Annotated in this window: 16 protein-coding genes; 4 read left to right on the top strand and 12 right to left on the bottom strand. The window is 71.6% G+C overall.

Going from position 1 to position 15,573, the window contains the following annotated elements:
- Position 1: 1 nt before the first annotated feature.
- The 9 genes from FHS44_RS15410 to FHS44_RS15370 form a co-directional block, all read right to left on the bottom strand.
- Positions 2-799 (bottom strand): class I SAM-dependent methyltransferase, encoded by a 798-nt coding sequence (locus tag FHS44_RS15410; protein ID WP_184714906.1) that lies wholly within the window; start codon positions 797-799, stop codon positions 2-4.
- Positions 799-1,479, bottom strand: a complete 681-nt coding sequence (locus FHS44_RS15405) for a DUF4191 domain-containing protein (RefSeq protein ID WP_184714904.1) — start codon at positions 1,477-1,479, stop codon at positions 799-801. Before FHS44_RS15405 ends, FHS44_RS15410 begins: the two co-directional genes overlap by 1 nt.
- 106 nt (positions 1,480-1,585) lie before the next feature.
- Positions 1,586-2,515 (bottom strand): lipoyl synthase, encoded by a 930-nt coding sequence (gene lipA / locus FHS44_RS15400; RefSeq protein ID WP_376771593.1) that lies wholly within the window; start codon positions 2,513-2,515, stop codon positions 1,586-1,588.
- 244 nt (positions 2,516-2,759) lie between these two features.
- Positions 2,760-3,437 (bottom strand): lipoyl(octanoyl) transferase LipB, encoded by a 678-nt coding sequence (gene lipB, locus FHS44_RS15395; RefSeq protein WP_184714902.1) that lies wholly within the window; start codon positions 3,435-3,437, stop codon positions 2,760-2,762.
- Between the two features lie 28 nt (positions 3,438-3,465).
- Positions 3,466-4,203, bottom strand: a complete 738-nt coding sequence (locus FHS44_RS15390; protein ID WP_184714900.1) for a Type 1 glutamine amidotransferase-like domain-containing protein — start codon at positions 4,201-4,203, stop codon at positions 3,466-3,468.
- 37 nt (positions 4,204-4,240) lie between these two features.
- Positions 4,241-5,137 carry a TIGR01777 family oxidoreductase gene (locus tag FHS44_RS15385; RefSeq protein ID WP_184714898.1) on the bottom strand — a complete coding sequence of 299 codons (897 nt, stop codon included), beginning with the start codon at positions 5,135-5,137 and terminating at the stop codon, positions 4,241-4,243.
- Positions 5,138-5,272: 135 nt separating this feature from the next.
- Complete coding sequence (sucB, locus tag FHS44_RS15380) at positions 5,273-6,754, bottom strand: 2-oxoglutarate dehydrogenase, E2 component, dihydrolipoamide succinyltransferase (protein ID WP_184714896.1); 1,482 nt, start codon at positions 6,752-6,754, stop codon at positions 5,273-5,275.
- 36 nt (positions 6,755-6,790) lie between these two features.
- A complete protein-coding gene (gene lpdA, locus FHS44_RS15375) occupies positions 6,791-8,170 on the bottom strand; it encodes a dihydrolipoyl dehydrogenase (protein WP_184714894.1) in 1,380 nt (459 codons plus the stop codon).
- A 210-nt stretch (positions 8,171-8,380) separates the two neighbouring features.
- Positions 8,381-9,874: a leucyl aminopeptidase gene (locus FHS44_RS15370; RefSeq protein WP_184714892.1), complete on the bottom strand. Its 1,494-nt coding sequence runs from the start codon at positions 9,872-9,874 to the stop codon at positions 8,381-8,383.
- Between the two features lie 127 nt (positions 9,875-10,001).
- Between FHS44_RS15370 and FHS44_RS15365 the strand changes: the two genes are divergently transcribed.
- Genes FHS44_RS15365 through FHS44_RS15355 form a run of 3 tightly spaced genes read left to right on the top strand, consistent with a single transcriptional unit; the run spans position 10,002 to position 12,338 of the window.
- Positions 10,002-10,349, top strand: a complete 348-nt coding sequence (locus FHS44_RS15365; protein WP_184714890.1) for a GntR family transcriptional regulator — start codon at positions 10,002-10,004, stop codon at positions 10,347-10,349.
- A gap of 41 nt (positions 10,350-10,390) precedes the next feature.
- A complete protein-coding gene (locus FHS44_RS15360) occupies positions 10,391-11,368 on the top strand; it encodes a DUF1648 domain-containing protein (protein WP_184714888.1) in 978 nt (325 codons plus the stop codon).
- A gap of 46 nt (positions 11,369-11,414) precedes the next feature.
- Complete coding sequence (locus tag FHS44_RS15355) at positions 11,415-12,338, top strand: CPBP family intramembrane glutamic endopeptidase (protein WP_184714886.1); 924 nt, start codon at positions 11,415-11,417, stop codon at positions 12,336-12,338.
- Positions 12,339-12,341: 3 nt separating this feature from the next.
- Here FHS44_RS15355 and FHS44_RS15350 read toward each other — a convergent pair whose 3' ends face one another.
- Together FHS44_RS15350 and FHS44_RS15345 are read right to left on the bottom strand one after the other, a co-directional pair.
- Complete coding sequence (locus FHS44_RS15350; protein ID WP_312863667.1) at positions 12,342-13,121, bottom strand: adenosylcobinamide-GDP ribazoletransferase; 780 nt, start codon at positions 13,119-13,121, stop codon at positions 12,342-12,344.
- Between the two features lie 18 nt (positions 13,122-13,139).
- The gene (locus FHS44_RS15345) at positions 13,140-14,174 is read right to left on the bottom strand and encodes a bifunctional adenosylcobinamide kinase/adenosylcobinamide-phosphate guanylyltransferase (RefSeq protein ID WP_312863666.1); all 1,035 of its coding nucleotides are present in this window, start codon (positions 14,172-14,174) and stop codon (positions 13,140-13,142) included.
- 112 nt (positions 14,175-14,286) lie between these two features.
- On the opposite strand from FHS44_RS15345, the gene FHS44_RS15340 reads away from it, so the two are divergent.
- Positions 14,287-14,493: a hypothetical protein gene (locus FHS44_RS15340; protein ID WP_184714882.1), complete on the top strand. Its 207-nt coding sequence runs from the start codon at positions 14,287-14,289 to the stop codon at positions 14,491-14,493.
- Positions 14,494-14,543: 50 nt separating this feature from the next.
- On the opposite strand, the gene FHS44_RS15335 is transcribed toward FHS44_RS15340, so the two are convergent.
- The gene (locus tag FHS44_RS15335) at positions 14,544-15,542 is read right to left on the bottom strand and encodes an aldo/keto reductase family protein (RefSeq protein WP_184714880.1); all 999 of its coding nucleotides are present in this window, start codon (positions 15,540-15,542) and stop codon (positions 14,544-14,546) included.
- Between the last annotated feature and the right edge of the window lie 31 nt (positions 15,543-15,573).

Genomic DNA, 15,573 nt, shown 5'->3' with positions numbered 1-15,573 from the left:
GCTACGCCCTGACGCAGGTGAAGATGGCCGTCCCCGGCAACAGGCGGCCACGCAGCGGACTCCAGCCGCCCCACTCGCGCTCGTGGCCCCGCGGCCACTCCGGCTCGGTCAGCCCGCGCAGCACCAGCCCGGAGCCGACGATGTGTCCCACCCAGTCGGCCATCGTGCGGTGGTGCTCGACGTAGGACGCCTCGCCGTCCGCACCGATCTCCACGTACGGCGAGCGGTCGAAGTAGGACCGGTCCGAGGTAAGCCCCGCGGGACCCGGGTCGTCGGGGAAGGCCCAGCGGATCGGATGACTCACCGAGAAGACCAGACGGCCGCCGGGACGCAGCACCCGGCGAACCTCCGACAGGACGGCACCGGGATCGGCCACGAACGGCAGGGCGCCGAAGGCGGAACAGGCCAGGTCGAACGACCCGTCGGCGAACGGCAGCACCTCGGCGTCGGCCTGGACCACGGGCAGCCGGGAGGCGCCGCCCAGGTCGATCCTGTGAGAGTGCTGGAGCTGCCGGAACGACAGGTCGAAGGCGACGACCCGCGCCCCCTGACCCACCAGCCACCGCCCGCACTGGCCCGCGCCGCAGCCGATCTCCAGCACGTCCCTGCCCGCCACGTCACCCAGCAGGCGGGCGTCGGCCTCGTCCAGACCCTCCGGGCACCAGACGAACCCGCTGTCACGCAGGAAGTCCCCGTGCTCCGCCTGGTACTCGTCCGCCGCGCCGTCCCACCAGCCGCGGTTGGCCCGCGAGGTTTCCTCGGCGCCCACCCGGCGCCGGTCGATCCCCGCCACGTCCATCAGCGCATCTTGGGACGGGGCATCCTCGCGCCACGCGGCAGCGGGCCCTTGGGCATCGGCAGCGTCTGCGGCAGGGCCTTGAGCCGGTTGTTGACCTCGTAGACCGCGGGCTTCTTGAGGTTCCTCGGCAGCTTCATCAGGTGCCGCTGCAGCTTGGCGATGGGGATCTGCCCCTCGCCGTCACCCGACTGGACGTCGTAGACGGGAACGTCAAGGGCGACCCGCTGGACACGCTTCTTCTCGGCCACCAGCATCTTCTGCACCCGGGAAGCCGGTCCCTCGGAGACGAGAATCACACCGGGAAAGCCGATCACGCGGTGCACGATGTCCTGGTCACGGTTGACCGCGACGGCCGGGGTGACCTCCCACGTGCCACGCATGCCCTGCAGGATCGCGGCGGCCGCGCCGGGCTGGCCGTGCAACATGGAGTACTGCGCGCGCTGGGCGAGCTGGCCGAAGACCACCAGCCCGACGGTCAGCGACAGCATGACCCCGATGAACAGCAGATACCAGATCAAGCCCGTGACCAGGCCGATCACGACGCACAGGGCGAGCGTGCCGAGCGCTGACGCGTAGACGATCGGCATCCCCTTGGGGTTTGCCTGCTTGATGATCTGCGCGATCATGCGGAGCTGCTTGATGCGCCCCGGGCGCTCTGGGTCTTCGGGCTTCTTCGCCATGTCTTGAGGATACAAATCCTGGGGTCAAGAAATGAAAACGTGACCTGCCGTCCCGCGAGGACCCCGGTGACCGGAAAGGATCACCGGGCCCCTCAGGCGACGACGGTCAGGCGTACTTGCGGGCCTCGATGGCCTGCTGGTACAGACGGCCCGCCCGGTAGGAGGAGCGGACGAGCGGACCCGACAGCACCCCGGCGAAGCCGATCTCCTCGGCCTCCTTCTGGAGCTCGACGAACTCCTGGGGCTTGACCCAGCGGTCCACCGGATGGTGGCGGGGGGTCGGACGGAGATACTGGGTGATGGTCAGCAGGTCGCAACCGGCCTCGTGCAGGTCACGCATGGCCTGCACGACCTCCTCCCGCTCCTCGCCCATGCCGAGGATCAGGTTGGACTTGGTCACCAGACCGGCCTCGCGGCCCTTGGTGATCACTTCCAGGGAACGCTCGTAACGGAACGCGGGACGGATCCGCTTGAAGATCCGCGGCACGGTCTCGATGTTGTGCGCGAAGACCTCGGGCTTGGCGGAGAAGACCTCCTCCAGCTGCCCCTGGTCGCCGTTGAAGTCCGGCACCAGCAGCTCGACGCCACACCCCGGCAGCAGCGCGTGGATCTGCCGCGCGGTCTCGGCGTACAGCCAGGCACCGCCGTCCGGCAGGTCGTCACGGGCGACGCCGGTCACCGTGGCGTAGCGCAGCCCCATCTGCTGGACCGACTCGGCCACCCTGCGCGGCTCGTCGGTGTCGTACTCGGCGGGTTTGCCGGTGTCGATCTGACAGAAGTCACAGCGCCGGGTGCACTGGTCACCACCGATGAGGAAGGTGGCCTCCCGGTCCTCCCAACACTCGTAGATGTTGGGACAGCCTGCCTCCTCACAAACCGTGTGCAGACCCTCGCGTCTCACCAGTGACTTGAGCTCGGTGTACTCGGGCCCGGTCTTCAACCGGGTCTTGATCCACGGGGGTTTGCGCTCGATGGGGGTCTGGCTGTTGCGCACCTCCAGGCGGAGGAGCTTTCGGCCTTCAGGAGCAACGGTCACATCATTCAGCTTATGTCCCGTGGGGAGACGGCTGTACTTGGGGTTGCGCCTCTTTGCAGCGCCTAACGGCGCTGCGGGCTTGGGCGCCTGAGGTCGGTGTCTTCCCTCGTCGCTCCTCCGCTTCGCTCCGTCGCTCCTCAGTCCAGATCACCGACGCGCCCAAGCCGGACACTCTTCACACTTGGCGCCGGTACCCCAAAACCCCTCCCAGCACCGGGAGAGTCCCGAAAAGCGAGGGAGGGGGTCAGCGGCGGAAGAGGTCTTCTTCTGGGAGGTCGAAGGCTTGGGCGTCGAGGGCTTCTACGAGGCGTTTCTCGGTGTACGGCGTGACCTCGTCGACCACGATCCTGCGGCCTGTCTCCGCCGACAGTGACGAGACCCCGGCGTCGCTGATGCCGCACGGGACGATCCGGTTGTACCAGCTCGGGTCGTTGGAGCAGTTGAGCGCGAAGCCGTGCATCGTCACCCCCCGGGTGACCCGGATGCCGATCGCGCCGACCTGGCGGTCGGGGAGGCCGTGGGAGGGGTCCCCGGGGACCCAGACGCCGCTGCGGCCCTCGACCCGGCCCGCCTGCACCCCGAAGTCGGCGCAGACCCGGATGAGGGTCTCCTCAAGCAGTCCCATGTAGGCGGTGACGCTCAGCCGGTCACCGAGCTTGATGATCGGGTAGCCGACGAGCTGGCCTGGACCGTGCCAGGTGATGCGGCCTCCCCGGTCGACGTCGATGACCGGGGTGCCGTCCGTTGGCCGCTCGTGCGCGGCGGTGCGTTTGCCGGCCGTGTAGACCGGCGCGTGTTCGAGCAGCAGACAGGTGTCGGGAATCTCGTCGGCCGCGCGGCGGGCGTGAATGCGCCGCTGAAGATCCCAAGCCTGCTCGTAGGGGAAGTCAACGCCAAGACGAACGATCGCCAGCTCAGTCACGCCTAAAGAGTAGTTGACCCGCTCATGCTCAAGTCGTGAGAAGGCGAGGCTCGATGCGGAACTCCTTGACCCCGTCCTGCCCGTCGTGCTCGATCCGGTAGGCGTACCCCTTCGGGTCGACGCTCACGGCCTGGATGAACTCGGTGCCAACGTAGTGCAGCGCCACCCCCTCGTCCGCGGCGTAACCGCCGGGCAGCTCGCCGGAGGCCACCGCCCTGTGCAGCAGCTCACGGCGCTGCGGCTCCGAGTTGTAGTGCACCCCGCACGAGTACGGCAGCAGTCCGAGGCCGTCGGCCCACACCCGCAGCTCGGGACCGAAGGAGTCGGTGTTGCCGCCCACGTGCCAGCACAGCGCCCCCGCGCTCTGCCCGCACAGCACCACACCCGACCGCCACGCCTCCTCGAAGGCCTCGTCGAGGCCGTGCAGCCGCCACAGCGCCGTGAGGTTGGCCACGCTGCCGCCGCTGACGTAGATGACGTCCTGGCTCAGCATCCACTCACGGGGGTCGTCGACGTTGGGCATCGGGAAGACGGTCAGGTGGCTGATCTCGACGTCCCAGGCGCCGAACGCGCCGTACATGCTCAGCAGCCACTGGGCGTCGTCGCCCGTCGCCGTGGCGAGCAGGCCGAGCCTCGGCCGGTCCTGGCCGGTCAGGTCGAGGGCGTACCGCAGCAGCGCGCTCGCCTCGATGACCCCCTGCCGTCGCGAGGCGCGGAAGGAGCCGCCCCCGATGGCGAGGATGTGCGACTGCCCGGACCTACCCATAGGTGATCTCCCAGCTGATGTGGCGGAAACAGGGACCCTAGAGTACGGCGGTCAGTGCGTCACCGAGACGGATATGCCGGAACGTGTGCCCCGCTTCGGTCAGGCGTCCGGGGAGCACCCGCTGCCCCGTGAGCACCCCCTCATCGGCGAACCCCCCGATGGCCGTTTTCAGGGCGAATCCCGGTACGGCCAGCGGCATGGCGGGCCGCCGTACGGCATGGGCGAGGGTCTTGGTGAACTCCGCGTTGGTGACCGGGTGCGGCGCGGTCAGGTTCACCGGCCCCGAGAGGCCTGGATCACGCAGGACGCGCAGCACGGCCCCGACCCAGTCGTCGACCGTGATCCACGACCAGTACTGGCGGCCTGAGCCGAGCGGCGCGCCCAGCCCCAGCTTGAAGATCGGCAGAATCTTGGGCAGCATGCCGCCCTCGCGGCTCAGCACCAGGCCGGTGCGCAGCAGCGCGACCCGGATGCCCGCCTCGCGTGCGGGCTCGGTCTCCGCCTCCCAGGGCACGACCACCTCCTGGGCCAGGAACCCCTCGCCGGGCGGGGCGGTTTCGTCCACCTCCCGGTCGCCGGTGTCGCCGTAGAAGCCGATCGCCGAGCCGGAGAGCAGCGCCTCTGGCCGGGCATCGGCCTCGGTCAGCGCCCTGACCAGGGTCCTGGTGCCCTCGATGCGGCTGCGGGCGATCTCGCGCTTGACGTCCGCGTTCCACCGCCGGTCGCCGATGCCCGCCCCGGCCAGGTGCACCACCGCCTGGGCGCCCTCGACGGCGGCCGGGTCGAGGACACCCTCCGCCGGGTTCCAGAACGCCTCGTCGGCCCCCCGGGGCTCGCGCCGTACCAGGCGGACCACCCGTGCGTCCTCGGCCCGCAGGGCCGCGGTCAGGGCCGAGCCGAGCAGGCCGGAGGCACCGGTCACGATGATCGTCATACCGTTCAATCTAAACGACCTCCCCCAAGGTCTTCGAGAGCCGGACGGCCCGCGGACGCACGTGTCCCGGAGGAGGGAAAACGAGCGGGCCGGCCCGCGGGGAACGCGGACCGGCCCGGAGACGCGGAACGGAGACTAGACGTTGAGGCCCAGCTGGTTCTCGAAGCGGCCCTCCTCAAGACGACGCTTGATCGTCGTCAGGAAGCGGGCGGCGTCGGCGCCGTCGACCAGGCGGTGGTCGTAGCTGAGCGCGAGGTAGACCATCGAGCGGACGGCGATGACCTCGCCCTCGGCGGTGTCCAGGACGACGGGCCGCTTGACGACCGCGCCGGTGCCCAGCATGCCGACCTGCGGCTGGTTGAGGATCGGCGTGTCGAACAGCGCGCCACGGCTGCCGGTGTTGGTCAGCGTGAACGTGCCGCCGCCGAGCTCGTCGGGGCTCACCTTGTTGGTGCGGGTGCGCTCGGCGAGGTCGGCGATCTTACGGGCGAGACCGGCGATGTTGAGGTCGCCCGCGTCCTTGATCACCGGGACGATCAGGCCGCGCTCGGTGTCCGTCGCGAAGGCCAGGTGCTCGGCGTCGAAGTAGGTGACCTCGTTGGTCTCGCTGTTGATCGTGGCGTTGAGCTTGGGGTGCTGCTTGAGCGCCTCGATCGTGGCCAGCGCGAAGAACGGCATGAACGAGAGCTTGACGCCCTCGCGACGCTGGAACTCCGCCTTGGCGCGGTCGCGCAGCTTCGCGATCTTGGTGACGTCGACCTCGACCACCGTGGTGAGCTGGGCCGAGACCTGCAGCGACTCGACCATGCGCTTGGCGATGGTCTGCCGCAGGCGCGACATCTTCTCGGTACGGCCACGCAGCGTGGTGTCCACCGCGACCGGCTCGGGGGCCTGGGCGGCGGCGGGCGCCTGCGCGGGGGCGGCGGCCTGCGGGGCGGGAGCCTGCGCGGGCGCCTGGGCGGTCGCGGCGCGCTCACGCTGGCTGCGGGCCGCCTCAAGCACGTCCTGCTTGCGGATACGGCCACCGACACCGGTGCCGGTCAGCGTCTCCAGGTCGACGTTGTGCTCGCTGGCGAGCTTGCGGACCAGCGGGGTGACGTACGGGCTCTCGCCGGAGGACTGCTCCGCGGCCGGGGCCGGGGCGGGAGCCTGCGGCGCCGGGGCGGCCTGCGGGGCGGGAGCCGGAGCGGGGGCGGCGGCCGGAGCCGGGGCCGGAGCGGGAGGAGCCGGGGCGGGCGCGGGCGCGGGGGCCGGAGCCGGAGCGGGCGGAGCCGGCGGAGCGGGCTGCGGGATCGAGGAGATCGGCTGGGCCGGGGCGGGAGCCTGCTCGGGCTCGGGCGCCGGGGCCGGAGCCTCGGTCTGCGTGGCACCCTCGGTCGCGTTCTCGTCGATGATCGCCAGTTCGGCGCCGACCTCGACGGTCTCGTCCTCACCAACAATGATCTTGGTGATGACACCCGCGGCGGGGGAGGGGATCTCGGTGTCGACCTTGTCGGTCGAGACCTCGAGAAGCGGCTCGTCGGCCTCGACGCGCTCGCCCTCCTTCTTCAGCCAGCGGGTGACGGTGCCCTCGGTTACGCTCTCGCCGAGCTGGGGCATCTGTACGGACTTCGGCATGATGTCTTCTCTCGTGTTCCGAGTGAGGGCTTCGAACTAGCTGTGGACGTGCAGAGGCTTGCCGGCCAGGGCCAGCATCGCCTCGCCGACGGCTTCGGACTGGGTCGGGTGCGCGTGGATGAGCTGGGCCACCTCGGCGGGCAGCGCCTCCCAGTTGTAGATCAGCTGACCCTCGGTCACGAGCTCTCCGATACGGCGGCCGACCATGTGCACGCCGAGAACGGGCCCGTCCTTCTCCGAGATGATCTTGATGGCGCCCTGCGTCTGCAGGATCTGGCTCTTGGGGTTGCCCGCGAGGTCGTAGGTGAGCTCGACGATCTCGTGGCCCTTCTCCCTGGCCTGCGCGGAGGTGAGACCGACCGAGGCGACCTCGGGGTCGGAGTAGGTGATCCTGGGGACACCGGCGTAGTCGATCGGCACCGGGTTGAGCCCCGCGATGTGCTCGGCGACCAGGATGCCCTCGGCGAAGCCCGCGTGGGCCAGCTGCAGGGTGGGGATCAGGTCGCCGACGGCGTACACGCCGGGGACGCTGGTCTGGCAGTACTCGTTCACCACGACGGCGCCCCGCTCGACGGCGATGCCCGCCTCCTCGAAGCCCATGCCCGCCACGACGGCGCCACGGCCGACGGCGACGAGCAGCAGCTCGGCCTCAAGGGTCTTGCCGTTGGCGAGGGTGACGACGACACCGGTGTCGGTGGTCTTGACGCCCTCGAAGAAGACCCCGAGCTCCTGCTTGATGCCCCTGCGGCGGAAGGCACGCTCCAGCAGCTTGGAGCTGGACTCCTCCTCAAGGGGAAGCAGGTGCGGCAGGCCCTCGACGACCGTCACCTCGGCGCCGAAGGAGCGCCAGACGCTGGCGAACTCGACGCCGATGACGCCGCCGCCCAGGACGATCACCGAGGCGGGCACCCGGTCGAGCTTGAGCGCGTGCTCGCTGGTGATGATGCGCTCGCCGTCGATCTCTAGGCCGGGCAGCGACCTGGGCGCGGAGCCCGTCGCCAGCACGATGTTGCGGCCCTCGTAGACGTCGGAGCCGACGGCGATCCGGTTCTGGCCGACCAGGCGGCCCTCACCCTCGACGATCGTGATGCCCTTGCTCTTCAGCAGGCCCTGCACACCCTTCCAGGCGCGCGTGACGATCTTGTCCTTGAAGGCGTGGACCGCGGGCACGTCGATGCCCTCGAAGCGGGCCTTGACGCCGTAGGTCTCGCTCTCCCGCGTCTCGTCGGCCACCTCGGCCGAGTGCAGGAGGGCCTTGGTGGGGATGCACCCCCGGTGCAGGCACGTGCCGCCGATCTTGTCCTTCTCGATGAGGACAACCGTCTTGCCCAGCTCGGCCGCCCGCAGAGCGCAGGCGTACCCACCGCTACCGCCCCCCAGGACGACGAGGTCGTACGGGCCGCTGCCATCAGCCACAGGAAAGCTCCTTGTCGGATCGAAGTACCGTGTCGCGGTCGCGCCCGCTCCGTGCCCAGGGGGCCGCGGACACCCGTTCGTGTCCGCGGCCGTGTCCCTGGGCCCTCGGTTCGCCGCCGTGCCGATGCCCGCCGTCGGCTCTCTCGCCCGTGGCCTGACCTCGGCAACCGCATCTTTTCATCTGTCTGTGCCGCTCGTGTCCCGCACGGGCTAGCCCGCGTAGCGCTCCGCGAGACCGAGCAGGGTGCGGGTGATCGCGCCGGTGCCACCCCTGGGGGTGTAACCGTGCGCCTCGCCCTTGTTGAAGGCCGGGCCCGCCATGTCGATGTGGGCCCAGCGGACGCCGTCAGGCACGAACTCCCGGAGGAAGATCGCCGCGGTCAGCATGCCGCCCCAGCGCTCGGGGTGCAGGTTGGCGATGTCGGCGACGGGGGAGTCGAGGCCCTTGCGGAGCTCCTCGGGCAGGGGCATGCCCCAGGCGCCCTCGCCCTGCTCACCGGCGACCTCGACGACCTCGGCGCGCAGTGCGTCGTCGTTGGACATGACCCCGGCGGTGCGCCAGCCGAGCGCGACGATCTGCGCGCCGGTGAGGGTGGCGATGTCCACGATCACGTCGGGGGAGTCCTGCGCGGCCCTGGCGATGCCGTCGATCAGGACCAGGCGGCCCTCGGCGTCGGTGTCGAGCACCTCGACGGTCTTGCCCGCGAAGCTGGTGAACACGTCGGAGGGACGCTGGGCGGTGCCGCTCGGCATGTTCTCCGCGAGGCAGAGGTAGCCGACCGCGTTGACCTTCAGACCCAGCTTGGCGATGGCGACGAGCGCGCCGAAGACCGCGCCCGCGCCGCCCATGTCCGACTTCATCCAGTCCATCGAGGCCGACGGCTTGAGCGAGAGGCCGCCGGAGTCGAAGGTGATGCCCTTGCCGACGAACGCGACAGTCTTGGCGGCCTCGGGGTGGCTGTAGGCGAGGCGGACGAGGCGCGGCGGGTTGGCCGAGCCCTGGCCGACGGCCACGATGCCGCCGTAGCCGCCCTCCTTGAGGGCCGTCTCGTCCAGCACCTCGACGGAGAGACCGGCCGCGGTGCCGGTCTCCTCGGCGATCTCGGCGAAGCGGGCGGGCCACAGGTCGGAGGGCGGGGTGTTGACCAGGTCGCGCACGAGGGAGACCGACTCCGAGACGGTGACGGCGCGCTCGACCGCGGCCTGGGCGCCCTCGGCGCCGCTCAGCAGGGTCAGCTCGTCGACCGGGGCGGGCTGCTCGCCGTTGGTGCGGTACTTGGTGAAGGAGTAGGCGCCGAGCAGGCCGCCTAGGGCGAGGGCGCCCACCCGCGAGGCGTCGGCGGAGGGCAGGGCGAGCGCGACCCGGGCCGTGCCCGCGAGCGCGCGTACGGCGGAGCCCGCCGCGCGGCGCAGGGTCTCGGGGTCGTAGTCCGCGCCGGAGCCGGGGGCGTCACCGAGACCGACGACCACCAGGAGCGGGGCGGCGAGCGCGCCGAAGGTGGGGACCTTGGCGATCTCGCCCGGTCTGCCCTTGACGCCTACGGCGCCGAGGGTCGCGGCCAGCTTGCCGTTCAGTGCATCGTCCAGTCCTTCGGCGCCGGGAGCGAGACGGGGACCGTCCTCGCCGGGATGGACGCCGACGACCAGCGCATCGGTTTCGAACGAGACGACGTTGTCAGTTGAATTCACCCGCACAGTGGTCACGCGCCCGATGCTAGCCGTGCTTGGGCCGTACGCATAAACGAGGGTTCGTCCTATGAATTGGCCGAACCCACGATGAAGCTACTTGAACTAGCACCATCTGAGTGATGGTGCTAGTGTCACTATCACTATGTTGCTCTCTCTGGACCTGAACGATCCGCGGCCGTTGCACGACCAGGTCGCGGGAGCGATCCGCCGCGCCATCGCGGACGGCTCCTACCGCCCTGGCGACCGGCTGCCGCCCGCGCGGGACCTGGCCGACGCGCTGGGCATCAACGCCAACACCGTGCTGCGCGCGCTGCGCGAGCTGCGGGACGAGGGGCTGCTCGAGTTCCGCAGGGGACGCGGGGTCAGCGTGCTCAGCAGACCCGACGCCAGGGCCGTGCTGGCGGAGGCGGCGCGCGAACTGCTCGCCGAGGCCGACCGGTACGGCTACGGCCCGGAAGAAGTGATCCACATCATCAGGGAGCTGACGTGACCTCCCCGCTCCACGGCTCCCCCTCAACGGAAGGAGGCGCGATGACCTCCAAGGGTCGTGCCGTCCTCGCCCTCGGCGGAGGCGTCCTCGTCACCGCCGCCGTCGCCGGCATTCCGCTCGCCCTGCGGGACCGCCTGCCCGACCCGCTCGCCACCCACTGGAACGGCGCGGGCACCCCCAACGGGCACATGTCCTTCACCACCGCCCTGTGGGCCGGTCTGGCCCTGTGGGGGGTGGCCTGGATCGTCCTGACCGTCCTCGCCCTGCGGGGACCCGCGCTCGCCACCCGGCTCGGACGCGCGAGCTGGACCGGCTTCCTGTTCGGCTGGGCCGTACTGGCCGTCGGGATGCAGGGCACGACCGTCGCGGCCAACCTCGACGCCGCCGACTGGCGGCAGGCCGGGCTGCCCGTCTGGCAGGCGATCGCGGTGTCCCTCGCCGCGCTCGCGGTCGGTGTGCTGGCGGGGTTCCTCGGCAGGGGAGCCCCCGACCCGCACCGTGACCCGGCCGCCCTGCCGACCGTACGGCTGCGCGCGGGGCGGCGCGCGGTCTGGGTGAGCCGCGCGAGCAACGGCTGGCTGCTCGGGCTGTCCCTGGCGTCCCTGGCGGGCGCCCTGGTCTGCGCGGTGCTCGCCGTGACGGGCGTCCTGGAGGGCTCCGCCCTGACCCTCCTCGGCGCGCTGGCCCTGGCGACGCTGGTCGGGCTGGCCACCTGCTCGACCCGGGTCCGCGTCGACGAGAACGGCCTGCGCGTCGGCTTCGGCCTGTTCGGCGGGCTCGCGCGCCGTACGCCGATCGACAGGATCGAGTCCGCCTGGGTCGAGACGCGCAGCCCGACCGAGGTCGGCGGCTGGGGTGTCCGGGGCGTGCCCGGCGCGGGCCGGGTCACGTTCATGCTGCGCGGCGGCGAGTGCCTGGTCATCCGGCGCGTCACCGGGGGCGAGTTCGCGGTCTCCGTGGACGACGCGGGCAACGGCGCCGCCCTGCTGAACGCCTACGTCGCCGAGGCCGCCCACTGACCCCCGGGACCCGTCCTCCCGCGAAGTCCTCCAAGAAGGTGGTGTCATGTCCCGTCGTTCCACGGACCTGTGGTTGTTCCTGATCGTCGCGTTCGGCCTGTCCTGGCTGTTCGCCCTGCCGATCTGGCTGAACGGTTCCCCCCTCGGCTCCGCGCCGGTGGTGGTGACCGCCGCCGTGATGATGTTCACCCCCGCGCTCGGCGTCCTGGCCGTCTGGCTGTACGGCAGGCGCCGCGGCGAGCCGGGTACCACCTGGCGTGAGTGGGCCGGGCGCACGGGCCTGACGCTGGGGGAGCGGCCGGGCCGTACGGTCGCCCTCTTCGCGCTCGCGTGGTTCGGCGTGCCGCTGTTCGTGGCCGCGGCGATCGCGCTCAGCGCGGCCCTCGGGCTGTTCGGCCTCGACCTCGACGGGTTCAGCCTGTTCCGGCAGACCCTGGAGCAGACGTCCCAGGGACGGCCCGTGCCGTCGTCGCTCGGGCCGGTGGTCGTGGTCCAGCTCGCCCTGGCGGTTCTCGTCGCGCCGCTGGTCAACTCCATCCCGGCCTTCGGCGAGGAGTGGGGCTGGCGGGGATGGCTGCTGCCGAGGCTGATGCCGCTCGGCACCTGGCGGGCGGTCCTGGTCTCCGGGGTGATCTGGGGGGCCTGGCATGCCCCGCTCACCCTGCGCGGCTACAACTACCCCGAGCTGGGCGCCTGGGCGGCCCCCTTCTTCGTGGTGTTCTGCGTCGCCTTCGGCGCCCTGCTCGGCTGGCTGCGCCTGCGCTCGGGAAGCGTCTGGCCCGCCGTCGTGGGCCACGGCGCCCTGAACGCCTCGGGAGGGCTGATCCTGCTCGTCGCCGACGCCGCGCACCCGCCGAGCCTGGTGGTCGCCGGGGCCACCGGCCTGGTCGGCTCGGCACTGCTGGCCGTGCTCTCCCTCCTGCTGTTCACCCGCGCCCCGGTACGGCCCGCCGTACCCGCGGAGGGCTGAACGTCAGCCGCCCGTCGCGCACACCACGAGGGCCACGGCGGTCGCGGTCTCGACGAGCGCGCCGAGCACGTCCCCGGTGACGCCACCGAGCCGCCGTACGGCCCGCCGCCGCAGCGCCCAGGCCGCCAGCAGGCCCACCGGGACGGCCAGCACGGCCCGTGGCCCGGCCAGGGCGGCCCCCAGGAGCGTCAGCGCCGTCACGGCGAGCGCGGGGCCGGGCCGTACGGTGCCCGCGACCAGGCTGCCGAGACCGCCGGGGCGGGCGGCGGGCACCCCGGCACGGCAGGCCCAGGTGAGGGCGAGCCTGCCCGTCGCGCACGCGACCACCAGCGCGGCGGGGCCCGTCCCCGAGGCGGTGACCTGCGCCAGCGCCGTCACCTGGACCAGCAGGGTGAGGATCAGCGTCACCACCCCGAACGGCCCGATATCCGACTTTTTCATGATTTCGAGGGCCTGTTCGGCGGGTTTGGCGCTGCCAAGACCGTCGGCCAGGTCGGCCAGCCCGTCCAGGTGCAGCCCCCTGGTGAACAGCGCCAGGGCCGCCACGGCCAGCGCCGCCGCGAGCGGGGGAGCCAGGCCGAGCCACAGCGCAACCGCGAGCACGGCCGCGCAGGCACCGCCGAGCAGCGCCCCGGCCAGGGGCGCTACCGTCATCGCGATCCCTCCGGTCCGGCGATCGACGACCCCGGGCCTGACGGGGAACACGCTCAGCGTCCCGGCCGCCAGACGCAGGCCGTCGGCGAACGTCGAACGCCGCTCCCCGGGCGGTGGATCAGCGGACACGGTCTCTCCTACGGGGTCCTACAGGGGAAGGGACATCGGACGGCCCGCGACGACCAGGGTGACGTCCTCGGACTCGGCGGCCAGACGCCGGTTCAGCGAACCGAGGGCGTCGCGGAACATCCTGCCGCTCGCCGTCGCGGGCACCACGCCGAGCCCGACCTCGTCGGAGACCGCGACCACCCGGCAGCCGACCTGCCGCCAGGCCTCGACCACCTCCGCGAACCGCGCCTCGACCGCCTCCCCGCCCCCGTCGCCGGACCAGGCGTCGCACTCGTCGAAGACCGCCGCGACCCAGGTGCCGAGCCCGTCGACCAGCAGCGGCGCCCGCGAACCGCGCAGCAACCCGGCCAGGTCGGTGCTCTCGACCGTCTCCCAGTGGGCGGGCCTGCGCTCCCGGTGCGTCCTGACCCTGCGTGCCCACTCGTCGTCCCCGTCACCCCGGGGGCCGGTCGCCACGTAACGGACCTCCGGCTCGGCCGCTAGCCTCAGCTCCGCCTCGGCCGACTTGCCCGAGCGGGACCCGCCGAGCAGCAGTGTCCGCCGGGGAGGCGGCCCGGGAGCGGGCGCGGGCCCGTCCAGGTCGAGGACGGTCCCGTCGGGTACGGCCCGCACCCCCCACAGCAGCGCCCGCCTGGCCAGCTCCGTCTCCGAGGACACCCGGTGGTCGAGATGCGCCGCGACCACGTGGGTCCCCTCCGTGACCAGGCCCCGGCGCCGCAGCCCGCCGAGCAACTCGGGCCGGTCGAGCACGTCCACCAGCACCAGGTCACATGCCCGCCCCCTCGGCCCCTCGACGGAGCGGACGTGGGGCCGGACGGCGTACAGGACACGGTGGCCGCCGGGGGAGGTGAGCAGCAGGCCGCCGGGGTCCGCCGCGACCTGGAGCCCCGGGGGGAGGGAGCCGGACAGGTCGTGCGGGAGCCGTACCGTCCCATCCAGGACGATCTCGGCGGGGCGCCGGTGGCCGGGGGAGAGACGCGAGCAGGAGGCGCATCCGCAGCCGGGAACCGGCCATCCCTCGGTGCCCGCCGTACCGGAGAACAGGACCTTCACGGCCCCCAGCGTACGGCCGACCCCCGGGGCGGCCTCGGGCGATGTAGGGTTCGCTGAACCGTCAGAAAAAGATCGCCGGACTCGTGAGAACTCGTGAGAAGGAGCGCATGGCATGACGTGGCACTGGCGTTACGAAGACGCGAACGGCGGCGAGGTGACCGAGGGAGTCACGCCGTCCGACGCGTTCCCCAGCCAGGCGGACGCGGAGTCGTGGCTCGGTGAGAGCTGGCGCGAGCTGTTCGACGCGGGTGTCGAGAGCGTCACGCTGCTTGAGGACGGCCGGGTCGAGTACGCGAACATGCCGCTGCGCCCCGAGTGAGCCACCCCCTCCCGTGGCCCCGTCGACCGGGGCCACGGGAGGGGAGGAGACTAGGGACGCCTCTCCGGGCTGACGGTCTTGGCGGGGTCCTTCTCCGCCACGGCGCCGATGATCTCGTCGATCCTGGCGAGCACGTCCTCGCCCAGCTTCACCCCGGAGGCCCCGACGTTGTCGCGGACCTGCTCGGGCCTGGTCGCGCCGATGATCGCCGAGGACACGTTCTGGTTCTGCAGCACCCACGCGACCGCGAGCTGGGCCATGGTCAGGCCGAGGTCGGCGGCGACAGGCTTGAGCTGCTGCACCCTGGTGAGCAGGTCGTCGTCCATCATCCGGGAGATGAAGCCGCCCCCGGTCGGGTCGGTCGCCCTGGACCCGGCGGGCGGGGGCTGACCCGGGAGATACTTGCCGGTGAGCACGCCCTGGGCGATCGGGGACCAGACGATCTGTCCGAGGCCCTCCTTCTCGCACAGCGGGACGACCTCGGCCTCGATGACCCGCCACAGCATCGAGTACTGCGGCTGGTTGGACACCAGGCGGTCGAAGCCCATCTCGTCGGCGATCCGCAGCGCCCTGGAGATCTGGTCCGCGGTCCACTCGCTGACGCCGACGTAGAGGACCTTGCCCTGCCGTACGAGATCGTCGAAGGTCTTGAGGGTCTCCTCAAGCGGGGTCTCGTGGTCGTAGCGGTGGGCCTGGTAGAGGTCCACGTAGTCGGTCTGCAGGCGGCGCAGTGAGCCGTTGATCGACTCGGTGATGTGCTTGCGCGACAGGCCACGGTCGTTGGGGCCGCTCCCGGTCGGCCAGTAGACCTTGGTGAAGATCTCCAGGGACTCGCGGCGCACCCCCTTCAGCGCCCGGCCGAGCACCTCCTCGGCCCTGGTGCCCGCGTAGACGTCCGCGGTGTCGAAGGTGGTGATCCCCTCGTCGAGAGCCGCCCGCACACACTCCTTCGCGGCGTCCTCCTCGACCTGGGAGCCATGGGTGATCCAGTTGCCGTAGCTGATCTCACTGACCTTGAGGCCGCTACGGCCGAGGTGACGGAATTCCATGCCCCGACCCTAGTGGGCGCCATAGAAGGGA

It is taken from the genome of Streptosporangium saharense (genome assembly GCF_014203715.1).
In the GTDB taxonomy this organism is placed as follows: domain Bacteria; phylum Actinomycetota; class Actinomycetes; order Streptosporangiales; family Streptosporangiaceae; genus Streptosporangium; species Streptosporangium saharense.
Note: the sequence above shows the minus strand (reverse complement) of the source record. Positions and strands in the feature narration are given on the sequence as shown.

What these genes read in the sequence shown, in the direction of transcription:
- FHS44_RS15410 (WP_184714906.1), bottom strand. Translation starts at nt 799, where the DNA reads ATGGACGTGGCGGGGATCGACCGGCGCCGGGTGGGCGCCGAGGAAACC.
- FHS44_RS15405 (WP_184714904.1), bottom strand. Translation starts at nt 1,479, where the DNA reads ATGGCGAAGAAGCCCGAAGACCCAGAGCGCCCGGGGCGCATCAAGCAG.
- FHS44_RS15390 (WP_184714900.1), bottom strand. Translation starts at nt 4,203, where the DNA reads ATGGGTAGGTCCGGGCAGTCGCACATCCTCGCCATCGGGGGCGGCTCC.
- FHS44_RS15385 (WP_184714898.1), bottom strand. Translation starts at nt 5,137, where the DNA reads ATGACGATCATCGTGACCGGTGCCTCCGGCCTGCTCGGCTCGGCCCTG.
- sucB (WP_184714896.1), bottom strand. Translation starts at nt 6,754, where the DNA reads ATGCCGAAGTCCGTACAGATGCCCCAGCTCGGCGAGAGCGTAACCGAG.
- FHS44_RS15365 (WP_184714890.1), top strand. Translation starts at nt 10,002, where the DNA reads ATGTTGCTCTCTCTGGACCTGAACGATCCGCGGCCGTTGCACGACCAG.
- FHS44_RS15360 (WP_184714888.1), top strand. Translation starts at nt 10,391, where the DNA reads ATGACCTCCAAGGGTCGTGCCGTCCTCGCCCTCGGCGGAGGCGTCCTC.
- FHS44_RS15355 (WP_184714886.1), top strand. Translation starts at nt 11,415, where the DNA reads ATGTCCCGTCGTTCCACGGACCTGTGGTTGTTCCTGATCGTCGCGTTC.
- FHS44_RS15340 (WP_184714882.1), top strand. Translation starts at nt 14,287, where the DNA reads ATGACGTGGCACTGGCGTTACGAAGACGCGAACGGCGGCGAGGTGACC.
- FHS44_RS15335 (WP_184714880.1), bottom strand. Translation starts at nt 15,542, where the DNA reads ATGGAATTCCGTCACCTCGGCCGTAGCGGCCTCAAGGTCAGTGAGATC.